Origin of the sequence: Citrobacter amalonaticus (assembly GCF_002918555.1) — a bacterium.
Lineage (GTDB): Bacteria > Pseudomonadota > Gammaproteobacteria > Enterobacterales > Enterobacteriaceae > Citrobacter_C > Citrobacter_C amalonaticus_A.
Window position 1 is genome coordinate 893,247 of the sequence record NZ_PQMB01000001.1, and the last position, 20,163, is coordinate 913,409.

General features: G+C 55.7%; 24 protein-coding genes. 6 read left to right on the plus strand and 18 right to left on the minus strand.

Going from position 1 to position 20,163, the window contains the following annotated elements; translation table 11 throughout:
• The first annotated feature begins 6 nt into the window (after positions 1–6).
• Positions 7–516 (plus strand): PTS glucose transporter subunit IIA, encoded by a 510-nt coding sequence (crr, locus tag C3432_RS04465; RefSeq protein WP_000522253.1) that lies wholly within the window; start codon positions 7–9, stop codon positions 514–516.
• Between the two features lie 126 nt (positions 517–642).
• Here crr and C3432_RS04470 read toward each other — a convergent pair whose 3' ends face one another.
• Positions 643–882, minus strand: coding sequence for a cytoplasmic protein (locus tag C3432_RS04470; protein ID WP_103775447.1), 240 nt, complete (start codon positions 880–882; stop codon positions 643–645).
• Complete coding sequence (gene pdxK / locus C3432_RS04475) at positions 879–1,745, minus strand: pyridoxine/pyridoxal/pyridoxamine kinase (RefSeq protein ID WP_103775448.1); 867 nt, start codon at positions 1,743–1,745, stop codon at positions 879–881. The genes C3432_RS04470 and pdxK overlap by 4 nt, the downstream gene beginning before the upstream one ends.
• A gap of 82 nt (positions 1,746–1,827) precedes the next feature.
• Here pdxK and ptsJ point away from each other — a divergent pair, with 82 nt between their 5' ends.
• The 3 genes from ptsJ (at position 1,828) to C3432_RS04490 (ending at position 4,413) form a co-directional block, all read left to right on the plus strand.
• Positions 1,828–3,120 carry a MocR-like B6 salvage transcription factor PtsJ gene (gene ptsJ / locus C3432_RS04480; RefSeq protein ID WP_103775449.1) on the plus strand — a complete coding sequence of 431 codons (1,293 nt, stop codon included), beginning with the start codon at positions 1,828–1,830 and terminating at the stop codon, positions 3,118–3,120.
• A gap of 12 nt (positions 3,121–3,132) precedes the next feature.
• A complete protein-coding gene (locus C3432_RS04485) occupies positions 3,133–3,852 on the plus strand; it encodes a type 1 glutamine amidotransferase (RefSeq protein WP_103775450.1) in 720 nt (239 codons plus the stop codon).
• A gap of 201 nt (positions 3,853–4,053) precedes the next feature.
• Entirely contained in the window at positions 4,054–4,413 is a 360-nt protein-coding gene (locus tag C3432_RS04490) for a YfeK family protein (protein WP_103775451.1), read from the plus strand.
• Between the two features lie 31 nt (positions 4,414–4,444).
• On the opposite strand, the gene cysM is transcribed toward C3432_RS04490, so the two are convergent.
• The 10 genes from cysM to C3432_RS04540 all read right to left on the minus strand — a co-directional run bounded on the left by cysM (position 4,445) and on the right by C3432_RS04540 (position 13,092).
• Positions 4,445–5,356 (minus strand): cysteine synthase CysM, encoded by a 912-nt coding sequence (gene cysM, locus C3432_RS04495; protein ID WP_103775452.1) that lies wholly within the window; start codon positions 5,354–5,356, stop codon positions 4,445–4,447.
• A gap of 183 nt (positions 5,357–5,539) precedes the next feature.
• On the minus strand, positions 5,540–6,643 hold the full coding sequence (cysA, locus tag C3432_RS04500; protein ID WP_103775453.1) for a sulfate/thiosulfate ABC transporter ATP-binding protein CysA: 1,104 nt from the start codon (positions 6,641–6,643) through the stop codon (positions 5,540–5,542).
• Positions 6,633–7,508, minus strand: coding sequence for a sulfate/thiosulfate ABC transporter permease CysW (gene cysW / locus C3432_RS04505; RefSeq protein ID WP_103775454.1), 876 nt, complete (start codon positions 7,506–7,508; stop codon positions 6,633–6,635). Before cysW ends, cysA begins: the two co-directional genes overlap by 11 nt.
• The gene (gene cysT / locus C3432_RS04510; RefSeq protein ID WP_103775455.1) at positions 7,508–8,341 is read right to left on the minus strand and encodes a sulfate/thiosulfate ABC transporter permease CysT; all 834 of its coding nucleotides are present in this window, start codon (positions 8,339–8,341) and stop codon (positions 7,508–7,510) included. Before cysT ends, cysW begins: the two co-directional genes overlap by 1 nt.
• Positions 8,341–9,357 (minus strand): thiosulfate/sulfate ABC transporter substrate-binding protein CysP, encoded by a 1,017-nt coding sequence (cysP, locus tag C3432_RS04515; RefSeq protein WP_103775456.1) that lies wholly within the window; start codon positions 9,355–9,357, stop codon positions 8,341–8,343. The genes cysT and cysP overlap by 1 nt, the downstream gene beginning before the upstream one ends.
• A 156-nt stretch (positions 9,358–9,513) precedes the next feature.
• The gene (gene ucpA / locus C3432_RS04520; protein WP_103775457.1) at positions 9,514–10,305 is read right to left on the minus strand and encodes an SDR family oxidoreductase UcpA; all 792 of its coding nucleotides are present in this window, start codon (positions 10,303–10,305) and stop codon (positions 9,514–9,516) included.
• 157 nt (positions 10,306–10,462) lie between these two features.
• Entirely contained in the window at positions 10,463–11,362 is a 900-nt protein-coding gene (locus C3432_RS04525) for a Dyp-type peroxidase (RefSeq protein ID WP_103775458.1), read from the minus strand.
• Between the two features lie 95 nt (positions 11,363–11,457).
• Positions 11,458–12,033 carry an RpoE-regulated lipoprotein gene (locus C3432_RS04530; protein ID WP_103775459.1) on the minus strand — a complete coding sequence of 192 codons (576 nt, stop codon included), beginning with the start codon at positions 12,031–12,033 and terminating at the stop codon, positions 11,458–11,460.
• Positions 12,034–12,236: 203 nt separating this feature from the next.
• Positions 12,237–12,680, minus strand: coding sequence for a DUF2919 domain-containing protein (locus C3432_RS04535; protein ID WP_103775460.1), 444 nt, complete (start codon positions 12,678–12,680; stop codon positions 12,237–12,239).
• Positions 12,667–13,092: a GNAT family acetyltransferase gene (locus tag C3432_RS04540; protein ID WP_103775636.1), complete on the minus strand. Its 426-nt coding sequence runs from the start codon at positions 13,090–13,092 to the stop codon at positions 12,667–12,669. Before C3432_RS04540 ends, C3432_RS04535 begins: the two co-directional genes overlap by 14 nt.
• Positions 13,093–13,685: 593 nt before the next feature.
• On the opposite strand from C3432_RS04540, the gene amiA reads away from it, so the two are divergent.
• Together amiA and hemF are read left to right on the plus strand one after the other, a co-directional pair.
• On the plus strand, positions 13,686–14,555 hold the full coding sequence (amiA, locus tag C3432_RS04550; protein ID WP_103775462.1) for an N-acetylmuramoyl-L-alanine amidase AmiA: 870 nt from the start codon (positions 13,686–13,688) through the stop codon (positions 14,553–14,555).
• Between the two features lie 2 nt (positions 14,556–14,557).
• Positions 14,558–15,457 carry an oxygen-dependent coproporphyrinogen oxidase gene (gene hemF / locus C3432_RS04555; RefSeq protein ID WP_103775463.1) on the plus strand — a complete coding sequence of 300 codons (900 nt, stop codon included), beginning with the start codon at positions 14,558–14,560 and terminating at the stop codon, positions 15,455–15,457.
• Here the strand turns inward: hemF and C3432_RS27620 are convergent.
• Genes C3432_RS27620 through eutB form a run of 6 tightly spaced genes read right to left on the minus strand, consistent with a single transcriptional unit; the run spans position 15,432 to position 20,157 of the window.
• Complete coding sequence (locus C3432_RS27620; RefSeq protein ID WP_181012869.1) at positions 15,432–15,575, minus strand: hypothetical protein; 144 nt, start codon at positions 15,573–15,575, stop codon at positions 15,432–15,434. The genes hemF and C3432_RS27620 overlap by 26 nt on opposite strands.
• A gap of 32 nt (positions 15,576–15,607) precedes the next feature.
• A complete protein-coding gene (eutR, locus tag C3432_RS04560) occupies positions 15,608–16,660 on the minus strand; it encodes an HTH-type transcriptional regulator EutR (RefSeq protein ID WP_103775464.1) in 1,053 nt (350 codons plus the stop codon).
• A 46-nt stretch (positions 16,661–16,706) separates the two neighbouring features.
• Positions 16,707–17,204 (minus strand): ethanolamine utilization microcompartment protein EutK, encoded by a 498-nt coding sequence (gene eutK, locus C3432_RS04565; protein WP_103775465.1) that lies wholly within the window; start codon positions 17,202–17,204, stop codon positions 16,707–16,709.
• 11 nt (positions 17,205–17,215) lie between these two features.
• On the minus strand, positions 17,216–17,875 hold the full coding sequence (eutL, locus tag C3432_RS04570) for an ethanolamine utilization microcompartment protein EutL (protein ID WP_103775466.1): 660 nt from the start codon (positions 17,873–17,875) through the stop codon (positions 17,216–17,218).
• A 9-nt stretch (positions 17,876–17,884) separates the two neighbouring features.
• Positions 17,885–18,775 carry an ethanolamine ammonia-lyase subunit EutC gene (gene eutC, locus C3432_RS04575; RefSeq protein ID WP_103775467.1) on the minus strand — a complete coding sequence of 297 codons (891 nt, stop codon included), beginning with the start codon at positions 18,773–18,775 and terminating at the stop codon, positions 17,885–17,887.
• Positions 18,776–18,795: 20 nt separating this feature from the next.
• Positions 18,796–20,157 carry an ethanolamine ammonia-lyase subunit alpha gene (gene eutB / locus C3432_RS04580; protein WP_103775468.1) on the minus strand — a complete coding sequence of 454 codons (1,362 nt, stop codon included), beginning with the start codon at positions 20,155–20,157 and terminating at the stop codon, positions 18,796–18,798.
• Positions 20,158–20,163 lie beyond the last annotated feature (6 nt).

Sequence of the window (20,163 nt, forward strand, 5' to 3'; positions counted from 1 at the left end):
AAGATCATGGGTTTGTTCGATAAACTGAAATCTCTGGTTTCTGATGATAAGAAAGACACCGGAACTATTGAGATTGTTGCTCCGCTCTCTGGCGAGATCGTCAACATCGAAGACGTGCCGGATGTAGTATTTGCTGAAAAAATTGTTGGTGATGGCATCGCTATCAAACCAACCGGTAACAAAATGGTTGCCCCTGTTGACGGCACTATTGGCAAAATATTTGAAACCAACCATGCGTTCTCTATCGAATCCGATAGCGGTATCGAACTGTTCGTTCACTTCGGTATCGACACCGTTGAACTGAAAGGCGAAGGCTTTAAGCGTATCGCTGAAGAAGGCCAGCGTGTGAAAGTTGGCGATCCGGTTATCGAATTCGATCTGCCACTGCTGGAAGAGAAAGCCAAGTCTACCCTGACTCCGGTTGTTATCTCCAACATGGACGAGATCAAAGAGCTGATCAAACTGTCCGGTAGCGTGACCGTGGGTGAAACTCCGGTTATCCGCATCAAGAAGTAATTCTTGCCGCAGAATAGAAGAATGGCGCCTGATGGCGCCATTTTTTTGGTTTGCTGGTCTGATAAGCGCTGCGCCATCAGCCCCCCGTGGCACTGCTGGCGGATGACGGCGTCAACGCCGACGGATTTACAACGCCGACGTCATAGGACGATAACACTTCTCACGCATCAGGATTTTCATCCCTTCCGGTCCACTCTCCAGCATCCGCTTTTCCGAATCTGACACCAGAAGCTCACACTGATAGCCGCCCGTAATGCCAAACATCGCCCGCGCCACGCAGGCATCTTCGAGCGCGTCCTGACCACAGGTTTCAAAATGACCGACCAGACGTCCGTTATGATGAACAACCAGACGATAACTCTTCATCGCGCCTCCCCTGCCGGTGGCAGTATCAATTCATCGCAGCCGCATTGCTGCGTCCAGGTCATCACCTCCAGAACGCGTTCAGCGGCATATTGCGTCGCCTTAGTCAGCGGGATGCCCTGAACAATTCCACTGATTAATTCCGCGCAGAACAGATCGCCGGTGCCTTTCAAATCCGTTTCCACACGCGGATGCTCAATCACATCCAGTGATTCGGCAGTCACCACCGCCACGTTAATCGTCCCGCAGGTTAGCCCTGGCGCACTGGTGATCACTATCCACTTCAGCGTGTCGGTCAGCATCGTTCTCGCTGCCGCAACGGCTTCTTCCAGCGTGCGGCACGGCTTGCCGCTCAGTATCTCAAGCTCAAAAACATTCGGCGTCAGCCCCTGGGCCAGCGGCAGCAGATGATGACGATAGGCCTCCGGTATTTCAGCTTTCACATACATCCCACTGTCGGTATCCCCCATCACCGGGTCAACCAGTACAGAAACGTCAGGATGAGTTTCGCGAACGGTTTTCAGCCACTGTGCGAGCAGGGCAATTTGCTCCGCGCTCCCCATATAACCGGTGGTCACCGCCTTCAGCTCGCGCAGCGCATCACGCTCGCTCAACGCCTGCAAATAGCCGCTGAACCAGTCGGCAGGGATAATGCCGCCATAGAACGTTTCATAATGCGGCGTATTACTGAACAGCACCGTTGGCACCGCCGTCACCCGCAACCCCCTTGCTTTGATGGCCGGAACCGCAATGCTGTTACCTACACTGCCGTACACGACCTGTGACTGAACGGCGACAATGTCGGTCTGTAAGGCCCGATGTTTATCGTCAAAGAGCACTGACTGTATTTCACTATCCTGCCCCATCACCTTCTCCTCTCACTGGACAGCGGGCTGGTGCCTCACTATTATCGTCATATGCTAAAATTCATTTTGTCATAGGTCAATAATGATCGACGGAAAAACCGCCAGCGAAATCTTCGACAGTATACGTCAGCACGTCACCAGCGGTATTTTACCGGCAGGTGAAACGTTGCCCCCGGTACGGGAACTGGCGTTACAGCTCAACGTAAACCGTAATACCGTTGCGGCGGCCTACAAGCGACTGGTCACCTCGGGTCTGGCGCAAAGTCAGGGTCGCAACGGCACGGTGATCAAGGCTCCGTCGGCACCTGCTGCGCTGGAAGGCGGGGATCCGCATACACCACTCATCGATCTCTCCGGCGGTAACCCTGACCCGGCTCGCCTGCCCCATCTGAACCGTTACTTTGCCAAACTTAAGTCAGGTCATCATCTGTATGGCGACGCGCCTGTCTCCCCGGAGTTGAAACACTGGGCCGCGCGCTGGATGCAGGATGCAATTCCTGACGCAGGCGAAATTGATATTACCAGTGGCGCAACGGATGCCATTGAGCGCCTGCTGAGTGCCCACCTTCTGCCGGGTGACAGTGTGGCGGTTGAAGATCCCTGTTTTTTAAGCAGTATTAATATGTTGCGATATGCCGGATTGAGGGCCAGCCCGGTGAGCGTCGGTAGCGAAGGAATGCAGCCGGAGATGCTGGAAGACACCCTCCGCAAAGGCGCACGGGCGGTGATTATTACGCCACGAGCGCATAACCCAACGGGATGCAGCTTAAGCGTCGCGCGCGCCGTAGCGTTACGGGAGATCCTCGCACGTTATCCGCAGGTGCTGGTCATTGTCGACGACCATTTTGCCCTGCTCTCATCATCGGCCTGGTATCCGGTGATTGCCGCAGAAACGCTACGCTGGGCGGTGGTTCGCTCGATGTCAAAAACCCTGGGGCCGGACCTGCGCCTGGCCATCGTCGCCAGCGATCCCGCAACTTCGGCAAGGCTACGGCTGCGGCTTAACTCCGGCAGCCAGTGGGTCAGCCATCTGTTACAGGATTTAGTCCATGCCTGTCTCAGTGATGAGGATTATCAGCAAACGCTGGCGCAGACCCGGTTGTTCTATGCTTCGCAGCAGCAAAAGCTGGCCAGCGCTTTACAACACGACGGTCACCCCCTCTCCCCCGGCGACGGCCTGAATTTCTGGCTTCCGCTGGAAACCCCCAGCCAGACGCTGGCTTTCAGGCTGGCAAAAGCAGGCTGGCTGGTACGCGAAGGCGAAGCCTTTGGCGTCAGGACCCCCGCTTACGGTCTGCGTATTACCCTGTCGACCTTAAGCGACAGTGATATCAACACGCTGGCGACTGACATCCATCAGGCGCTGAAACGATAACAGGAGAAAAAAATGCGAGTACATTTTGTTGTTCATGAGTCGTTTGAATCTGCTGGCGCGTACCTGCCCTGGGCAGAAGAACGCGGTTATGCCCTCTCCTGGTCCCGCGTTTATGCCGACGAGCCTTTACCGATAAATGCCGATGGGTTTGATATGCTGGTTGTCTTTGGCGGGCCGCAATCACCGCGCACCACGCCGGAAGAGTGTCCCTGGTTTGATGCGCAGGCAGAACAGCATTTAATCAACCAGGCGATTGCCGCTGGTCGTATGGTGGTGGGCATCTGCCTTGGTTCACAGCTGACTGGCGAAGCGCTGGGGGCAAAAGTTTGCCAAAGCCCGGAAAAAGAGATTGGTCATTATCCCATTACTCTGACCGAGGCGGGCAAGCAGCATCCGCTTATTGACCACTTTGGCTCTCCGCTGATGGTTGGTCACTGGCATAACGATATGCCGGGTCTCACCGATCAGGCCATCGTTCTTGCCACAAGCGAAGGGTGTCCACGGCAGATCGTGCAATACGGCAATTTCGTCTACGGCTTCCAGTGCCATATGGAGTTTACCCGCGAGGCGGTTGAAGGGCTGATTCAGCACTCTGAGCAAGAGCTGGAAGAGGCCAAAGGGAAGCGCTTTATTCGCTCTGATGCCCAAATGCGCGAGTGGGATTACCAGCAGATGAATGAAAAGCTCTGGCTGTTCCTGGATAAACTGACCCAGGCGTATTCACAAAAATAACGTCACCCGGCGTGCAACTATACTCTAAATAATTCGAGTTGCGGGAGAAAACGCGTCGTCGTTTTGAACAGCGCTTGCGCTGGCCCCGGGATGGGCCGAATAATTAAGCCAGCGCACCAGCAACCTGAAGTATGACAAGTATAAACGTGACATTAAAAGTCAGATAAACACGATGGATGAGTGACTTAAAAGGATATTTTGATGAAAAAAATCGCATGTGCCCTGTTTGCACTCCTGATGACGCTTTCGGCGTGGGCAAAGCTCAACGCGCACGAAGAAGCGCGTATCAACGCCATGCTTGATGCGCTGGCGCAGAAGAAGGATTTAGTCTTCGTACGCAATGGCGATGCGCATAATAGCGAAGAAGCGGTTTCCCATCTGCGCTTAAAGCTCGGCAATACCCGCAATCGTATTGATACCGCAGAGCAGTTCATTGATAAGGTGGCCTCCTCATCATCAATTACCGGTAAACCTTACATCGTTAAGATCCCCGGTAACAGCGATGAAAATGCCCGGCCTTATCTGCATGCGTTAATCGCAGAAACAGATAAGACGCTGTAAAACCTCAACAGCCTGTCTCATGACGCCGGGGTTAAATCCCCGCTCCCTGGCTGAAATGTTCTTCGCCAAAGACGCCGGTGGAAAGGTAGCGATCGCCGCGATCGCAGACGATCGCCACCACCACCGCACCCGGATTGTTGTTTGCAATCCGCAACGCACCGGCGACCGCGCCGCCGGAGCTGACCCCGCAGAAAATGCCTTCACGAACCGCCAGTTCACGCATGGTGTTTTCCGCGTCCGTCTGATGGATATCCAGTACCTCATCCACCAGCGAGGCATTGAAGATGCCCGGCATATATTCCGCAGGCCAGCGACGAATCCCCGGAATGCTGCTCCCTTCTTGCGGCTGCAAACCCACAATAGTGACCGTCTTAGGCTGCTCGCGCAGAAAACGCGATACGCCGGTGATCGTGCCGGTGGTGCCCATACTGGAGACAAAATGGGTGATACGCCCGGCAGTCTGCTGCCAGATTTCCGGGCCGGTAGAGGCATAGTGTGCGTACGGGTTATCGGGGTTATTAAACTGATCGAGCAGCTTACCCTCACCGCGTGAAGCCATTTCCAGCGCCAGATCCCGCGCCCCTTCCATCCCCTGCTCTTTGGTGACCAGAATCAGCTCTGCGCCATACGCACGCATCGCCGCACGCCGCTCCTGGCTCATGTTGTCCGGCATCAACAGCGTCATGCGATAACCTTTCAGCGCAGCAATCATTGCCAGCGCAATACCGGTGTTACCGCTGGTGGCCTCAATTAATACGTCACCCGGCCTGATCTCACCGCGTTTTTCCGCCTGCACAATCATCGACAGCGCGGCCCGATCTTTCACCGACCCCGCCGGATTATTGCCTTCCAGCTTGACCCAAATTTCGCTACCGTTGGCAGGCGTCATACGTTGCAGTCTGACTAATGGCGTATTGCCAATGGTTTGTTCTAATGTGTTCACGTTCACTGTCCTGATTTTCATAGAAAAAGCGGCCACGCGGGCCGCTTGCTCAGTGTGATGGCCTTAAGCTATCAGTCTGTGTAAGTCAGGTCTACCGATTCGGCGGGCAAATATCCCGTACAGGGGGATAAAAAAAAGCTCATGTTGATATGAGCCTTTTTTCTGCCTGGCGATACGCTGACGTCAGGCCGTTTCCGCCAGAGGGATGACGCCCGGCCCAGCGATACCTTCAATACGCAGGTCGCCGTTATACAGGCGCGCATTTTGCAGCCCCACGAACAGCCGCTCGCCGCGCTGCGGGGCGTCGTCACCCTGCATCACCACCGTCAGCGGTTCGTTGTACCACCCCAGCGGCTGGACAACCAATTGGGTGTAGTGGCCTTTTGGACTGGCCTCCAGCACCTGCACCGGCAGCGGCGAGTCAAGGCTGGTGCGACGACTGATATCCACTTCCCACGGGCGCAGGAACAGATCGACCGGTCCCTGATACGCCGGGGTATAGCCCAGCGGCCAGCGGTGTGCGCCAACGTGGAACTGTCCGCCGCGAATCATTCCCTGCAGGCGGTTCACTTCGCCCATAAACTCCAGCACAAAACGGGTTGCCGGTTCACGCCAGACCTGATCCGGCGCATCGGCCTGTTCAATATTGCCCTGGCTCATCACCACCACCCGATCCGCCACTTCCGTCGCCTCTTCCTGATCGTGTGTGACAAAAACGCTGGTAAACTTCAGCTCCTCATGCAGCTGCCGCAGCCAGCGCCGCAGCTCTTTACGCACCTGGGCATCCAGGGCGCCAAACGGTTCATCCAGCAGCAGAATCTGCGGTTCGACGGCCAGGGCACGCGCCAGCGCCACGCGCTGTTTCTGACCACCAGAAAGCTGCGCCGGGAAGCGATCCGCCAGAGCGCTAAGCTGCACCATCTCCAGCAGCTTCATCACTTTCTCTTTGATGGCGGTCGCGTTCGGGCGCTCACGGCGGGGCAATACCGTCAGGCCAAACGCGATGTTGTCAAACACCGTCATATGGCGAAACAACGCATAGTGTTGAAACACAAAGCCCACCTTACGTTCGCGCGCATGGAGACGGCTGACGTCGGTGCCGTGGAAGCGAATATGCCCGCTGGACTGGTGTTCCAGCCCGGCAATAATGCGCAGCAGCGTGGTTTTCCCCGAGCCGGATGGCCCCAGCAGCGCAACCATCTGACCTGAAGGAATATCCAGCGAGATATCGTTCAGCACCTGGGTGCGACCAAAAGACTTCTTAATATTGGCAATCTCAATGCTCATGATTTTCCTCCTGTTGCGCGCGTTTTTCCTGATTCTCCAGGCGCCATTGCAACATGCTCTTCAAAAACAGGGTAATAATCGCCATCAGCGTCAGCAGCGCGGCAGCCGTAAAAGAGCCGACGGTGTTGTAGTCCTGTTCCAGCAACTCAATCTGTAACGGTAACGACAGGGTTTCACCGCGAATCGAGCCGGAAACCACCGACACTGCGCCAAACTCGCCAATCGCGCGGGCGTTGGTTAACACCACGCCATACAGCAGCGCCCAGCGAATGTTCGGCAACGTCACGCGGCGGAACATCTGCCAGCCGGATGCGCCCAGCAAAATCGCCGCCTCATCCTCCTGACTTCCCTGGCTGAGCATCACCGGCACCAGCTCACGTACCACAAACGGACAGGTGACAAATATCGTCACCAGCACCATTCCCGGCCAGGAGAACATAATCTGTAAATTATGCTCATCCAGCCAGCCGCCTAATGGACCGTTGGAGCCATAAAACAGCAGATACACCAGGCCGGCCACCACTGGCGAAACGGCAAAAGGGATATCCAGGAGCGTCAGCAGCAGCTGGCGCCCCGGGAAGTTAAAGCGCGTCACCAGCCATGCCAGCAGAATGCCAAACACCAGGTTTATCGGTACCGCAATAAGGGCAATCAGCACCGTCAGCCAGATGGCATGCAGCATGTCCGGGTCGGCCAGATTCTGTAATACCGGCATCAGCCCCTTGCTGAACGCCTGTACAAAAATGTAGATCATCGGCACCAGCAGGATAAATGCCGATACCAGCATCCCGGTGCCAATCAGAAACCATTTTCCCCAGTCGATGCGGGGCGCGTCATAACGCTTCAATTGAGCAACAATCGCCATTAATGACCTACCACACGTCGACCAAAGCGACTTTGCAGAGTGTTAATTGAGAACAGCAGCAGCAGCGATGCCGCCAGGATCACGGAGGCAATCGCGCTGGCGGCAGGATAGTCAAACTCCTGCAGGCGCACGAAAATCATCAGCGAGGTCACTTCCGTTTTCCATGCGATGTTCCCGGCGATAAAGATCACCGCGCCGAACTCGCCCAGGCTACGGGTAAACGACAGCGCCACGCCCGCAATCAGCGCAGGCGACAGCTCCGGCAGCACCACTTTACGAAAGCTCTGCAAACGCGTAGCCCCCAGCGTTTCTGCGGCTTCTTCATATTCCGGTCCTAACTCTTCCAGCACGGGCTGCACGGTACGCACCACAAACGGAATACTGGTAAACGCCATCGCCACCGCGATACCAAGCCAGGTGTAAGTCACCTTGATATCAAACTTCGCCAGCCACTCGCCGTAAAAACCGTTCACCGAGAACAGTGAGGCCAGCGTCAGGCCCGCCACCGCCGTCGGCAGCGCAAACGGTAGATCCATCAGCGCATCCAGCAGCGTGCGGCCGGGAAAGCGGTAACGGGTTAAGATCCACGCCATCAGCAGGCCAAACACGCCGTTAAAAATCGATGCCACAAACGCCGAGAGCAGCGTCACTTTATACGCGGCCACCACCTGCGGGTTGGTAATCACGTCCCAGTATTGCGCCCAGCTCATCTCAGAAAGCTGTATCACCAGCGCACTGAGCGGCAGCAGCAAAATCAGGCAGACGAACAGCAGGCTGGTGCCCAGGCTTAAGGTAAAGCCGGGCAGCACGCGTCTGGAAGAGACAGCAAACATCACTTCCGCCCCGCCGCCAGCAGTTTGTCCAGTTCACCGCCGCTGGCAAAGTGGGTTTTCATCACCTCAGGCCAGGAGCCAAACTTTTCTTCCACGCGAAACAGCGCGGTCTGCGGGAATTTATCCTTCAGCTTGTCCATCACTTCCGGGTTGTTCACACGGTAGTAGAAACTGGTGATGATGGTCTGCGCCTGGGGGCTGTAGAGCCAGTTCAGATAGGCTTTCGCGGCTTTCTCTGTCCCGTTGGCCTGCACGTTTTTATCCACCCACGCCACCGGGAATTCGGCAAGAATGTTCGTTTTCGGGATAACCACTTCAAATCCCTGCGCTTCATACTGTTTACGGATGTTGTTCACTTCCGATTCAAAGCTAATCAGCACATCACCCAGGCCACGTTCAGCAAAGGTGGTGGTGGCGCCGCGACCGCCAGTATCAAACACTTCCACATTTTTCAGGAACTGGGTCATGAACTGCTCAGTTTTGGCTTTATCGCCGCCGTCCGCGTTATCCGCGGCGCCCCATGCTGCCAGATACGTGTAGCGCGCGTTGCCGGAGGTTTTAGGATTCGGGAATATCAACTTGACGTCAGAGCGCACCAGATCATTCCAGTCGTGGATATTTTTCGGGTTCCCTTTACGCACCAGGAATCCCATTGTGGAGTAAAACGGTGAACTACTGTTCGGCAGACGGCTTTGCCAGTCGGCCGGGATCAGCTTGCCTTTGTCGTGCAGGATCTGCACGTCGGTTACCTGGTTATAGGTCACCACATCCGCTTTCAGCCCCTGCAAAATCGCCAGCGCCTGTTTTGATGACCCGGCATGAGATTGTTTAATCGTCAGCTTATCGCCACCGTTGTCTTTCGCCCATTGTTGCTCAAACGGCGGATTCAGGGCGGCAAACAGCTCGCGGGAGACATCATAAGAGCTGTTCAGTAGCTCCGTCGCATGTGCCTGGCCGATCAGTAACAGAACGGCAGCCAGCGTCAGAGCGCTTTTTTTCGGGAAGTTAACGGCCATTGCGCACCCTTTCAATGTGATGATTTACTGCTGATCATCATATTTATAACGGCTATGAAAGGAGTAACGGTTTTATATACCGTTTGATGATTTGAAAGTTGAAAAGGGAATAAGAGAATCCCTCCCCACGCCGGGTGAGGAGGAGACCGGCGTCAGTCAGACGCCAACGCTAACACTTTCTGGCAGGGTACTGCCGCCATCAATCACGTTTTGCGTTCCTGTCAGATAACTGGACTCATCGGAGGCCAGGAATGCCGCCAGTTCACCCACTTCGAGCGGACATGCCAGACGACGTAGCGGAATCGCCTTCGCCATCTCCGTCAGTACGGATTCCGGATCGTCCGGGTTCGACTGACGCGCAATACTTTCCGCCATCGGCGTACGGACATAGCCAGGACAGATCGCATTCACACGAATGCCAGACTGCGCGTACTCCACCGCCAGGGATTTAGTCAGCCCAACGATTGCCGCCTTTGACAGCGCGTAAGCCGTTTCTCCTGGGTCTGCCACCATATCGCCGGTCACGGAAGACATCATCACAATGCGTCCGTCCTTGCGCGCAATCATCTCCGGCAGAACCGCCTTCGTGACGTTCCAGACGCCTTTAATATTGATATCGATATGGAAATCGCGATCTTCATCGCTCATGTCGAGGAAACTACCTAACCGGCAAACGCCAGCATTGTTGACCAGAATGTCAATGCGCCCCTCAATCTCCTTCGCGCGCCTGACTGCCGCAGCCACGGACGCCGGGTCCCGGACATCCGCATGAACCGCAGTGCAACGGTGACCGCGCCCACCGAGTTCATCCGCCAGCTTTTCAATCTCATCGGAGATATCCAGCAAGATTAAGTTTGCGCCGTGCCGTGCAAATACTCTGGCGATCCCTTCGCCGATACCCTGCGATGCGCCCGTAATCAGTGCCGTCTTGCCCGTGAGTTTACCCATTTCAATGTTCTCCTTTTGAAGATGGAGCCTTACACCCCATTAACACTGAAAATACAGTAATAACAAATAAGTGCTGAGGAATGGCTCACTCTTTCGGGTAAATCTTAGATAAAAAAAATCCCCGACGATGCGGGGATAGTCAGAATACGCGGGATAATTACAGCGCCATTAACCGATCCAGTGACGGGGCAAAGTAGTATCCACCGGTGACCGGCTTCGTGAAGCGCAGCATCGCGTCACGCTTACCGTCTGTGTCGCCAAACATACTCAGCAATTGCTGTTCAATGTTGTGCAGACGTGCGCAGTAAGCGCAGAAATAGAGACCGTGGACGCCGCTGGCGGTGCCGTACGGCAGGCTCTGGCGAACAATTTTCAGCCCTTTGCCTTCTTCTTTCAGATCCACACGGCTCAGGTGCGAGGTTACCGGACGCTCGTCGCCATCAATCTCTTCGTTAGCGTCCTTGGTACGACCAATCATCATCTCCTGATCGTGGATGCTCATGCGGTTAAGCTGCCTGAGGTTATGTTCCCAACGCTGAACGAAGACGTAGCTGCCGCCCGCATCCACGCCATCTTTGATCACCGCCACTTCACGACGCGTCTCAACACCTGCCGGGTTTTCTGTTCCATCGACAAAGCCGCTGAGATCGCGCTCTTCCACCCAGCGGAAGCCGTGGATCTCTTCCTTCACGTCGATGCAGTCGCCAAAGGCTTCCATTGCCGCCTGAGCGACAGAGAAGTTCACGTCCTGACGCAGAGAGAGAATATGAATTAACACATCGTACTGGGTCGCTGGCGCCAGACCTTTACCGTAAGGGATAAAGTCTTTCAGCTCTTCAGCACCCACGCCGCCGCTCAGGGCACGCCAGGTATTGTTGCCGAACGCCACAACCGCCCCCAGATGCGCATCCGGGAATTTCGTTTCAAAGGTCGCCAGTTTATCCGCGAAGACTTTGCTGGCCTTACGCAGCGCATCAACGTCACCTTTGACATTCGCTTCAATCCAAATCGCCGCACGGCAATGCTCTGGCAAAATGCCACTCTGAACCTGAGACATCATTCCTCCTGAAAAATGAGAATGCCACGCAATCGTGGCATTGATGACGGCTATTTTACCCTGTTTTTGCGCGCAGCGGTTTGTTCAGACGCAAATTACCGACGCCAGATAATTTTGCTCACTTTCCAGTCTTTCAGGGTGTCATCTGACGGCATTAAACCTTCCGGTCCTTTCCACTCTCCTGCGAAAATGTAGCTGATATGCTGGCTCCCTTCGGCTTTACACTCGACGGCGCTGTGGTCATCGCCGGAAGCTAACTCACAGTTACCGAACGCCTTGCTGTAAAGGTCGCTAAACGGCGTACCAATTTCACCCCCGGCGCTGGAGGGGATATCACTGTCCAGCACGTCAATGCGGCTGATGGTGCCCTGCTCGCCGTTGATGACCATCGCCACCTTGTCCCCCTTCATCGCCTCAAAGAAACGCACCACGTTGCCGTTGGCGGTTTTCATCCCGCTGCGCAGGCGATAGTCGCCGTCCAGCGCGTCGGCAATGGCCTGTTCATTCAGCGGCGTCGCGCCCGTTAATGCCCCAACGCCCTGCTCGGTGACTTTTGTTGATGAGCCGAACCAGTTCCACGGATTGGCAGCGGACCAGTTCACAGACGAGAGCGTCGAACAACCGGTCAGCACCAGCGGCATCGCACATAACATCAAACGCAGTAATTTCATTGCACTTCATTCCTCATCTGTACACAAAATCATTCAGGATGCAGTCTATATAACGGATTCTATCCGATCCAATATGCTAAGAGCCTGGTGGACCAGGCTCTTAATCATTGCAGGCTTTACTGTACCATCAATGTGTAAATCATTCTGCAATGCCTCCAGCGCTAATGCTTTTGCATCCGCTCAGTAAGGCATCCAGATCTGGATCATTCAGGGGTAAAACAGGCACGCAGTCGTTGATGGGTTAATAGCCATACCAGCGCGACGACATCCGCCACGACCAGCGTCAGGCCAATTCCGTTTACAGGGTCGCCATTGAACCACAGCACAGGCTGCCAGCAGAGCAGGACAAACTGAGCGCCAACCAACAGGCCATGTAGCGCACGCCACAAACGGGGAAACGTGTGACGACGTCCACTGAGCAAAAAAGCCAGCACAGCCGGGATACCAGGCAGCAGCCCCAGCCAAAAGTTATCGTGATCGGGATAAAACAGATTCAGAAGCGCGGTTCCCTGCTCGCGGGAAGAACCGGCAATAACAAACAATACCCAGGTGCGCGCCTGAAGCAGCAGCACGCACCAGAATAAAAAAGGGAGGCGTAGATTACCGTGACTATCATAGTCCGTGGGATGAAAATCAGTACTCTTCATCTTCAATCAGACGCTTGCCCAGACTCAGGATGTCTGAATGCTCATAGCCGAGACGTTCATACATACCCAGCACCACATCGTTGTCTTCACGCACCCTGATCTGAATTTTCGGGCAGCCGCGGGCAATCAGTTTTTTCTCCAGCCGGTTGAGCAGCGCGTTGGCGATCCCCCGCCCGCGAAACTCAGGATGCACGCCAAGATAGTAAGCCGAACCGCGATGACCGTCGTAGCCGCCCATCACCGTACCGACAACTTCGCCATTCACTTCCGCGACCAGGAACAGGCTGACGTCATGATTCACCTTACGTTCGATATCCATTTCCGGATCGTTCCACGGACGCAGCAAGTCGCAGCGCTCCCAGAGGGTAATCACCTCTTCGAAATCTTCCTGGCGAAATACGCGTATCTCCATGGTACTGGTTGCCTTTTCAGGGGGAAAACCCTGATTATACACGTCATCCTTCAAACTGCCTCATTGTTGGCAGCGCCCGGAAACGCCGGGCACAGCGTTATCGATGCCCCTGGGGATTGACGAGAGACATCCCGGTCTCACCGGCGGACAGCCAGCGGTAGTTGACAGTCCCTTGCCGCCTCGACGCACGTGGAGTGATTTAGGGTAAATGGCGCAAACAACCGATTTAGCCAATATCTGACGCGAAACGGCGAAAAAAATGGCATAATAGCAACCAGTCACGTACAGAATTGAAAAGTATACTCTAAATAATTCGAGTTGCAGGAAGGCGGCGACACAGGGAATCCCCAGGAGCTTACATAAGTAAGTGACTGGGGTGAGCGAGGAAAGCCAACGCATCTGCAACTTGAAGTATGACGAGTATAAAACAATTCTCAACATCTGCAGTCGTAATAGATTACAAGATACGATATATACCCTAAACAGTTCGCGTTGCAGGAAGGCGGCAAGTGAGTGAACGAATGCAGCCAACGCACATGCAACCTGAAATATGACGGGTACATCTGGACTTTTTATTTAACCATTCGGGCCGTATGAGCACTTTTAAACCCCTAAAAACTCTCACATCGCGCCGCCAGGTGCTGAAAGCCGGACTGGCTGCCCTGACGATCTCAGGGATATCCGCAGCCACAGCGAAAGAAGCGCCGCTCACAACCAGCAACGGTCACAGCAAGCCAGCGGCAAAAAAACCCGGCGGCAAACGTATTGTGGTACTGGATCCTGGTCACGGCGGTATCGACACCGGCGCCATTGGTCGCAACGGCTCACAAGAAAAGCACGTCGTTCTGGCGATTGCCAAAAACGTGCGATCAATCCTGCGCAATCAGGGAATTGATGCACGCCTGACACGCACAGGCGACACCTTTATCCCTCTGTACGATCGCGTCGAAATCGCCCATAAGCACGGTGCCGACCTGTTTATGTCCATCCACGCTGACGGCTTTACCAATCCCAGCGCGGCGGGCGCATCCGTGTTTGCCCTGTCTAACCGCGGCGCCAGTAGCGCAATGGCAAAGTATCTCTCCGATCGCGAAAACCGCGCCGATGAAGTGGCCGGAAAAAAAACGACCGATAAAGATCATCTGCTTCAGCAGGTATTGTTTGACCTGGTACAGACCGACACCATCAAAAACAGTCTGACGCTGGGATCGCATATCCTTAAGAAAATCAAACCGATTCATAAGCTACACAGCCGCAACACGGAACAAGCCGCCTTTGTGGTGCTAAAATCACCGTCAATTCCTTCGGTGCTGGTGGAAACGTCGTTCATCACCAATCCGGAAGAAGAGCGCCTGTTAGGCACCACAGCGTTTCGCCAGAAAATCGCCACCGCCATCGCCAATGGTGTGATCAGCTATTTCCACTGGTTTGATAATCAGAAAGCACATTCGAAGAAACGTTAATCATGAAACCCGATGCACAACGCGTGAAACCCTTCCTGCTTGCACTACAGGACTCTATTTGCCAGCAGCTCTCCGCCATTGACGGCACGGCGTTTGTTGAAGACAGCTGGCAAAGGGCGGCGGGCGGCGGCGGACGCAGTCGGGTATTGCGTGACGGCAGCGTCTTCGAACAGGCCGGGGTTAATTTCTCCCACGTTCACGGCGATGCCATGCCCGCCTCTGCCACGGCGCATCGTCCGGAGCTGGCCGGGCGCAGTTTTGAAGCCATGGGCGTGTCATTAGTGGTGCATCCGCACAATCCGTACATTCCCACCAGCCATGCCAACGTGCGTTTCTTTATCGCTGAAAAACCGGGGGCCGCGCCGGTCTGGTGGTTTGGCGGTGGTTTTGATTTAACCCCCTACTACGGCTTTGAAGAAGATGCCGTTCACTGGCATCGCACGGCGCGGGATTTATGTCTGCCTTTTGGTGAAGACGTTTATCCGCGCTACAAAACATGGTGTGACGAGTACTTTTTCCTGAAGCATCGCAATGAGCAGCGCGGCATCGGCGGGTTATTTTTCGACGACCTGAACACCCCGGATTTCGCCAGCTGCTTCAATTTTATGCAGGCGGTAGGCCACGGCTTTACCGATGCGTATCTGCCGATTGTTGAATGCCGTAAGGCGATACGCTGGGGTGAGCGGGAGCGGAATTTCCAGCTCTATCGCCGGGGCCGCTACGTGGAATTCAATCTGGTGTGGGATCGTGGGACGCTGTTTGGCTTACAGACCGGCGGGCGCACCGAATCTATTCTGATGTCAATGCCGCCGCTGGTGCGCTGGGAGTACGACTGGCAGCCGGAGGCGGGCAGCCCGGAGGCCGCCCTGAGCGAATTTATTCAGGTTCGCGACTGGGTTTAACCCCCCAGGCCGCGTTAGTGCCGGACGGCGGCTGCGTCGTATCCGGCCTGACCGGTTCGTAGATCGCTATCTGACGCAGCCGTTGATGCAGCGTCCATTCGCAGGCCGGATAAGACACAAAGCGTCGCCATCTGGCACAACAACCGCATATTACGCCCAATGGCGCATCCGTTGATGCAGCGTCAGCGACGGTTTCTCAGCAAACAGCTGCTGGTAGTCGGTGGCAAACTGCCCCAGATGCCAGAATCCCCACTGCATCGCCGCATCCTTGACCGTCGTACTTTGCGACCACGGGCTGATCAGCTCCCTGCGCACCGCATTCAGGCGGATCCGTTTGAGCCACGCGTTCGGGCCAATCCCAAGAATGATGTGAAACGCGTTTTGCAGCGTCCGACGGCTGACGTGCAGCTGATTGCACAGGTCAAGCACCGTCAGCGGTTCCGACATATTTTCCAGCACGTATTCGCGGGCGCGAGACAGCAGACGGCGATAGCTCTGATGGCTGATACTCTCTGCGGTTATCATCGGTTGCGCCTCTTCGAGCATCGTGCCCATCGCCAGCAGGAGATTATCCCCCAGAACTTTACGTACGGCGGTCTGCTGAAGGTTTTCCGGATTCTCGCTGAATGTCGCCAGCGCCTGCTGGACGAAACCCCAGAGCGCCGCTTTGTGCTGCTCTTTAACCTCCAGCGCCGACTGGTTACGCAGCATATGCAGCACTCTCTCCGGGTTATGTAAGAAGTTGGCCTGACGGGAAATCACATCTTCAGAAATAACGACGCCCAGGATGGTGTAATCATCTGGCGTGCTCAGCTCAAATTCGGTTCCTCCCGGGCGGGTGGCTATTTCGGCGCTACCGAGACACTGCGCACCGATAAACCCCTGCTCGCCTCGCGCCGCCGGAATACCAAACCAGAACGAATTGGGCCACACCAGACAAGACTGACGCAGCGCCAGACCAGTGTATTCACGGAACACCTGAATATCATCGAGCAGGATTTCCGTGAACTCGCCATGAAATTTTCCGGGGTGCAGCTGATCGTAAATCTGCTGCCAGGCGGTGATCGTCAGGGCGTGTTCATAGACATCCGTTGTCCGCCGCTGATGAACATTGTCTACCTCGACTTTCGGCGTGAGTTTAACGTCTTCGGGTAACGCTTCATGATAAAGATGGTGCAAGTTGACTGTACGGGTCTTTTTCATGATCTTTTGAGCCGGGTGTTTTACAACACCCGGTACCTCCGACTGGTTAATTTTTTAAGCGATAGCGACTACTGCGTTTACGCAACGCTCCATCAGAAAAGAGCTGTTCCAGCGCATTTCTGGCCTGTTCCAGTGGCCAGCCAAAGTGCGCGGCCACCTCCCCTGCCGTCATTCCCTGACGTACAGATGCCAACAACGCCAATAACGCTTCTGCATATTCAGACGTGGCGGGCACGTCTGGTACCTTCTCAGGTTGTTGCTTCGACGCACGCTTAAAACCGCCGATCAGCCACTGGGTGTCATCTTCCGGCCGACCAATCTCTTTGCGGCTGATAACGCGGCCTGTTCGCTGCGCTGCGGCGCTTCCGGCATCCAGCGCCGCACGACACGCCGCCAGATCGCCTTCTACCACCAGCGTTAACCTGCCGGGGTCGAGCACTTCATGGCTGAGCAGACGCACGTTAGCCGCTTTCAGCATGGCATCTGCCGCATCGACGGCGGCCACCATCCCGTCCACTTCCAGCAATCCCAGGGCATTGATCATCGCGACCTCCATTACGCACGCTGTACAGGGTTACGGGCAATATCGAGTACGGCATCGGTAAAGGCGTTACAGGCGGCTTTACAGGCGGCCTGGCTACCGGTCAGAAACGCCGCTGAATAGTTGGTTTCTGACGGCGGCGGCACATAGGTCACCAGCTGGACATCGGCCGATTTCATTGCGGCATCAATACCGTATGTGGCCTCCAGCGGCGGCGCCACCAGATAGGCCAGCGGATCGCCCAGCGCGATACCGGAAGTTGAGGAGAGATAAGAACCCGTGCGCGAAACCACATGCGCCAGGAACGCCGTATCTTCTGCATCGTTTGCCCACTGGAACGCCGCGCCGCTTTCGATGCTGGCCACCATCGCATCCAGCCCCGCACGGACTTCCGCCGGATTCGGGCCGCCCAGCATAATCAGGACTTCCCCGGCGGTCGGTGACGGCCCATGAGCCGCCCCGGCATACAGCGAACGACCATAGACCACTTCTACCATCGCCTGCTTCGTCGCTTCGTCTGCGGCAATATACGTCACGTCATCAGAATCTGCCGTGATGAGTCCGAGGCTACGTATATGCGGCGGTAATTTAAGTTCGCGTGCGAATCCATCGTTCACGGAGGCAATCACGCGCATCGCGGTGACCGAGGGTCGAATTAAATCTAATGCTGGCATGATGTCTCCTTAACGGGTCATGTTGATGCCTGAAGCTTTCTGCTCCAGCATACGTTTGGCTAAATCCACGATAACGGCTGCGGCCTCTACCGGCGGCGTACCGCCCTGGTGGATGTTGGAGATACAGGTACGATCCGCCTCAACGGTGGTCGCCACGCGCGGCGAGTACACGGCATAGCAGGAGAGGCTTTCTGACTGTCCCAGTCCCGGACGTTCCCCCACCAGCAGGATCACCACCTTCGCGCCGAGGATCTCCCCGATCTGATCTTCAATCTTCACCCGGCCATAACGCACGAAGAACGGCGTCCCGACCTTCAGTCCAGCCTGTTTCAGGCCAGAGAGCAGCGGCGGGAGGATCTCGTCATAGTTGGCGGTGATCGCATCCGTAGACAGACCATCGGAAATCACCACCTGCACATCCGGGCTCATGACGCACTGCGATTTCAGCGCCTCAATGGCTTCCTGGCTCAGACGGCGGCCCATATCGGGACGCGTCAGATACAGGTTTTTGTCACTGATTTCCGAACGCACTTCCAGCAGCCCCTGCGCCTTCACCCACTCTTCAGGAACCTCTTTCAATACGGTATCTTTCGAGCGGGAGTGATCCGCCAGAAAGCGCAGCAGCGCCTGGGTACGCGGGCGCGGCCCTGCACGACCGGTACAGACGCGTGCCGCGGTACTGCGGCGCAGTTCGGTCAGCACGTCTGCGCGATGCGGCTCCTCAACGCCAATCCAGGCTTTCGCTTCTGCCGATCCCAAATCCAGCGCACAGCTTTCGGCGGCGGAAGGCGCAGCGCACGATTGCGTTTCACAGGCAGGCGTCGACGCTGCGGGGGCCTGCGGCTGTCCCATTGACGCCATCACGCTGCGTACAATTTCTTCAATCTGTTTTTGATCCATTATTTGTCATCCCCGCGTCATCAGAAGAACAGTGACGGATCGCCCGCCCGTTTGGTCAGACGACCATTTGCCATAATGCCCATCGTTTCCAGCCAGCGTTCAAACTCCGGTGACGGACGCAGATTCAGCAGCTGGCGTACGGTCGCGGTATCGTGAAAGGCGGTGGTCTGGTAGTTGAGCATGATGTCGTCGCCGAGCGGCATACCCATAATGTAGTTACAGCCCGCGGTGGCGAGCAGAATCATCAGGTTTTCGTTGAGGTTCTGGTCAGCGTCAGCGTGGTTGGTGTAGCAGCAGTCGCAGCCCATTGAGATGCCGCTCAGCTTGCCCATAAAGTGATCTTCCAGACCGGCACGAATAATCTGGCGATCGTTGTAGAGATACTCCGGCCCGATAAAGCCCACCACGGTGTTCACCAGGAACGGATCGTAGTGACGCGCCAGACCGTAGTTACGTGCCTCCATCGTGACCTGGTCGGCGCCGAAGTTTGCCCCAGCCGAGAGCGCAGAGCCCTGCCCGGTTTCAAAATACAGGCAGTTTTCCCCGGCGATACGGTTAAACTCCGCGCCAACGGCACGCGCTTCATCCAGCATTGCCAGCTCGACGCCGAACTCTTTTAACCCCTTCTCACTGCCGCAGATACTCTGGAAGATAAGCCCGCCCGGCGCACCGCGACGAATGGCCTCAATCTGGGTGGTGACGTGCGCCAGAACGCAGCCCTGGGTGGGAATATTGAATTTGTCGATGACCCCGTACACGGTATCCAGCACGCGGCTTAAGTTCTCCACGTCATCCGTTACCGGGTTAACGCCAATAACGGCATCGCCCGCCCCGAAAGAGAGCCCTTCGTAGATTTGCGCGGCGATACTCTGCACGTCATCACGGGTGTCGTTCGGCTGTAAACGACAGCTGAAAGTGCCCGGCAGACCAATGGTGGTGTTGGCCTTTTTGATCACCGGCATCTTCTTACCGCCGTAGATCAGGTCCGCGTTGGAGCAAATTTTCGCCACTGCCGCCACCACTTCTGAGGTTAACCCCTTACGCGTGAAGGCAATGTCATCAACGGAGGTTTCATCGCTCAACACGTATTCGCGCAGATCGCTGATGCTCCAGTTTTTAATACGGTTATAGGCCGTTTCGTTAACGTCGTCCTGAATCAGACGCGTCACGCAGTCCTCTTCATAGGAAATCACCGGATTGTTGCGAACATCCGCTACCGTCATTTCCGACAACACCTGTTTCGCCGCCACGCGCTCCTGCGAACTTTGCGCCGCAACGCCCGCCAGCACATCCCCCGAACGCAGTTCGTTGGCTTTGGCCAGCACCTCTTTTACATCCTTAAACTGATAAACATTGCCGAACAATGTGGTCTTTAGTTTCATAAGTCG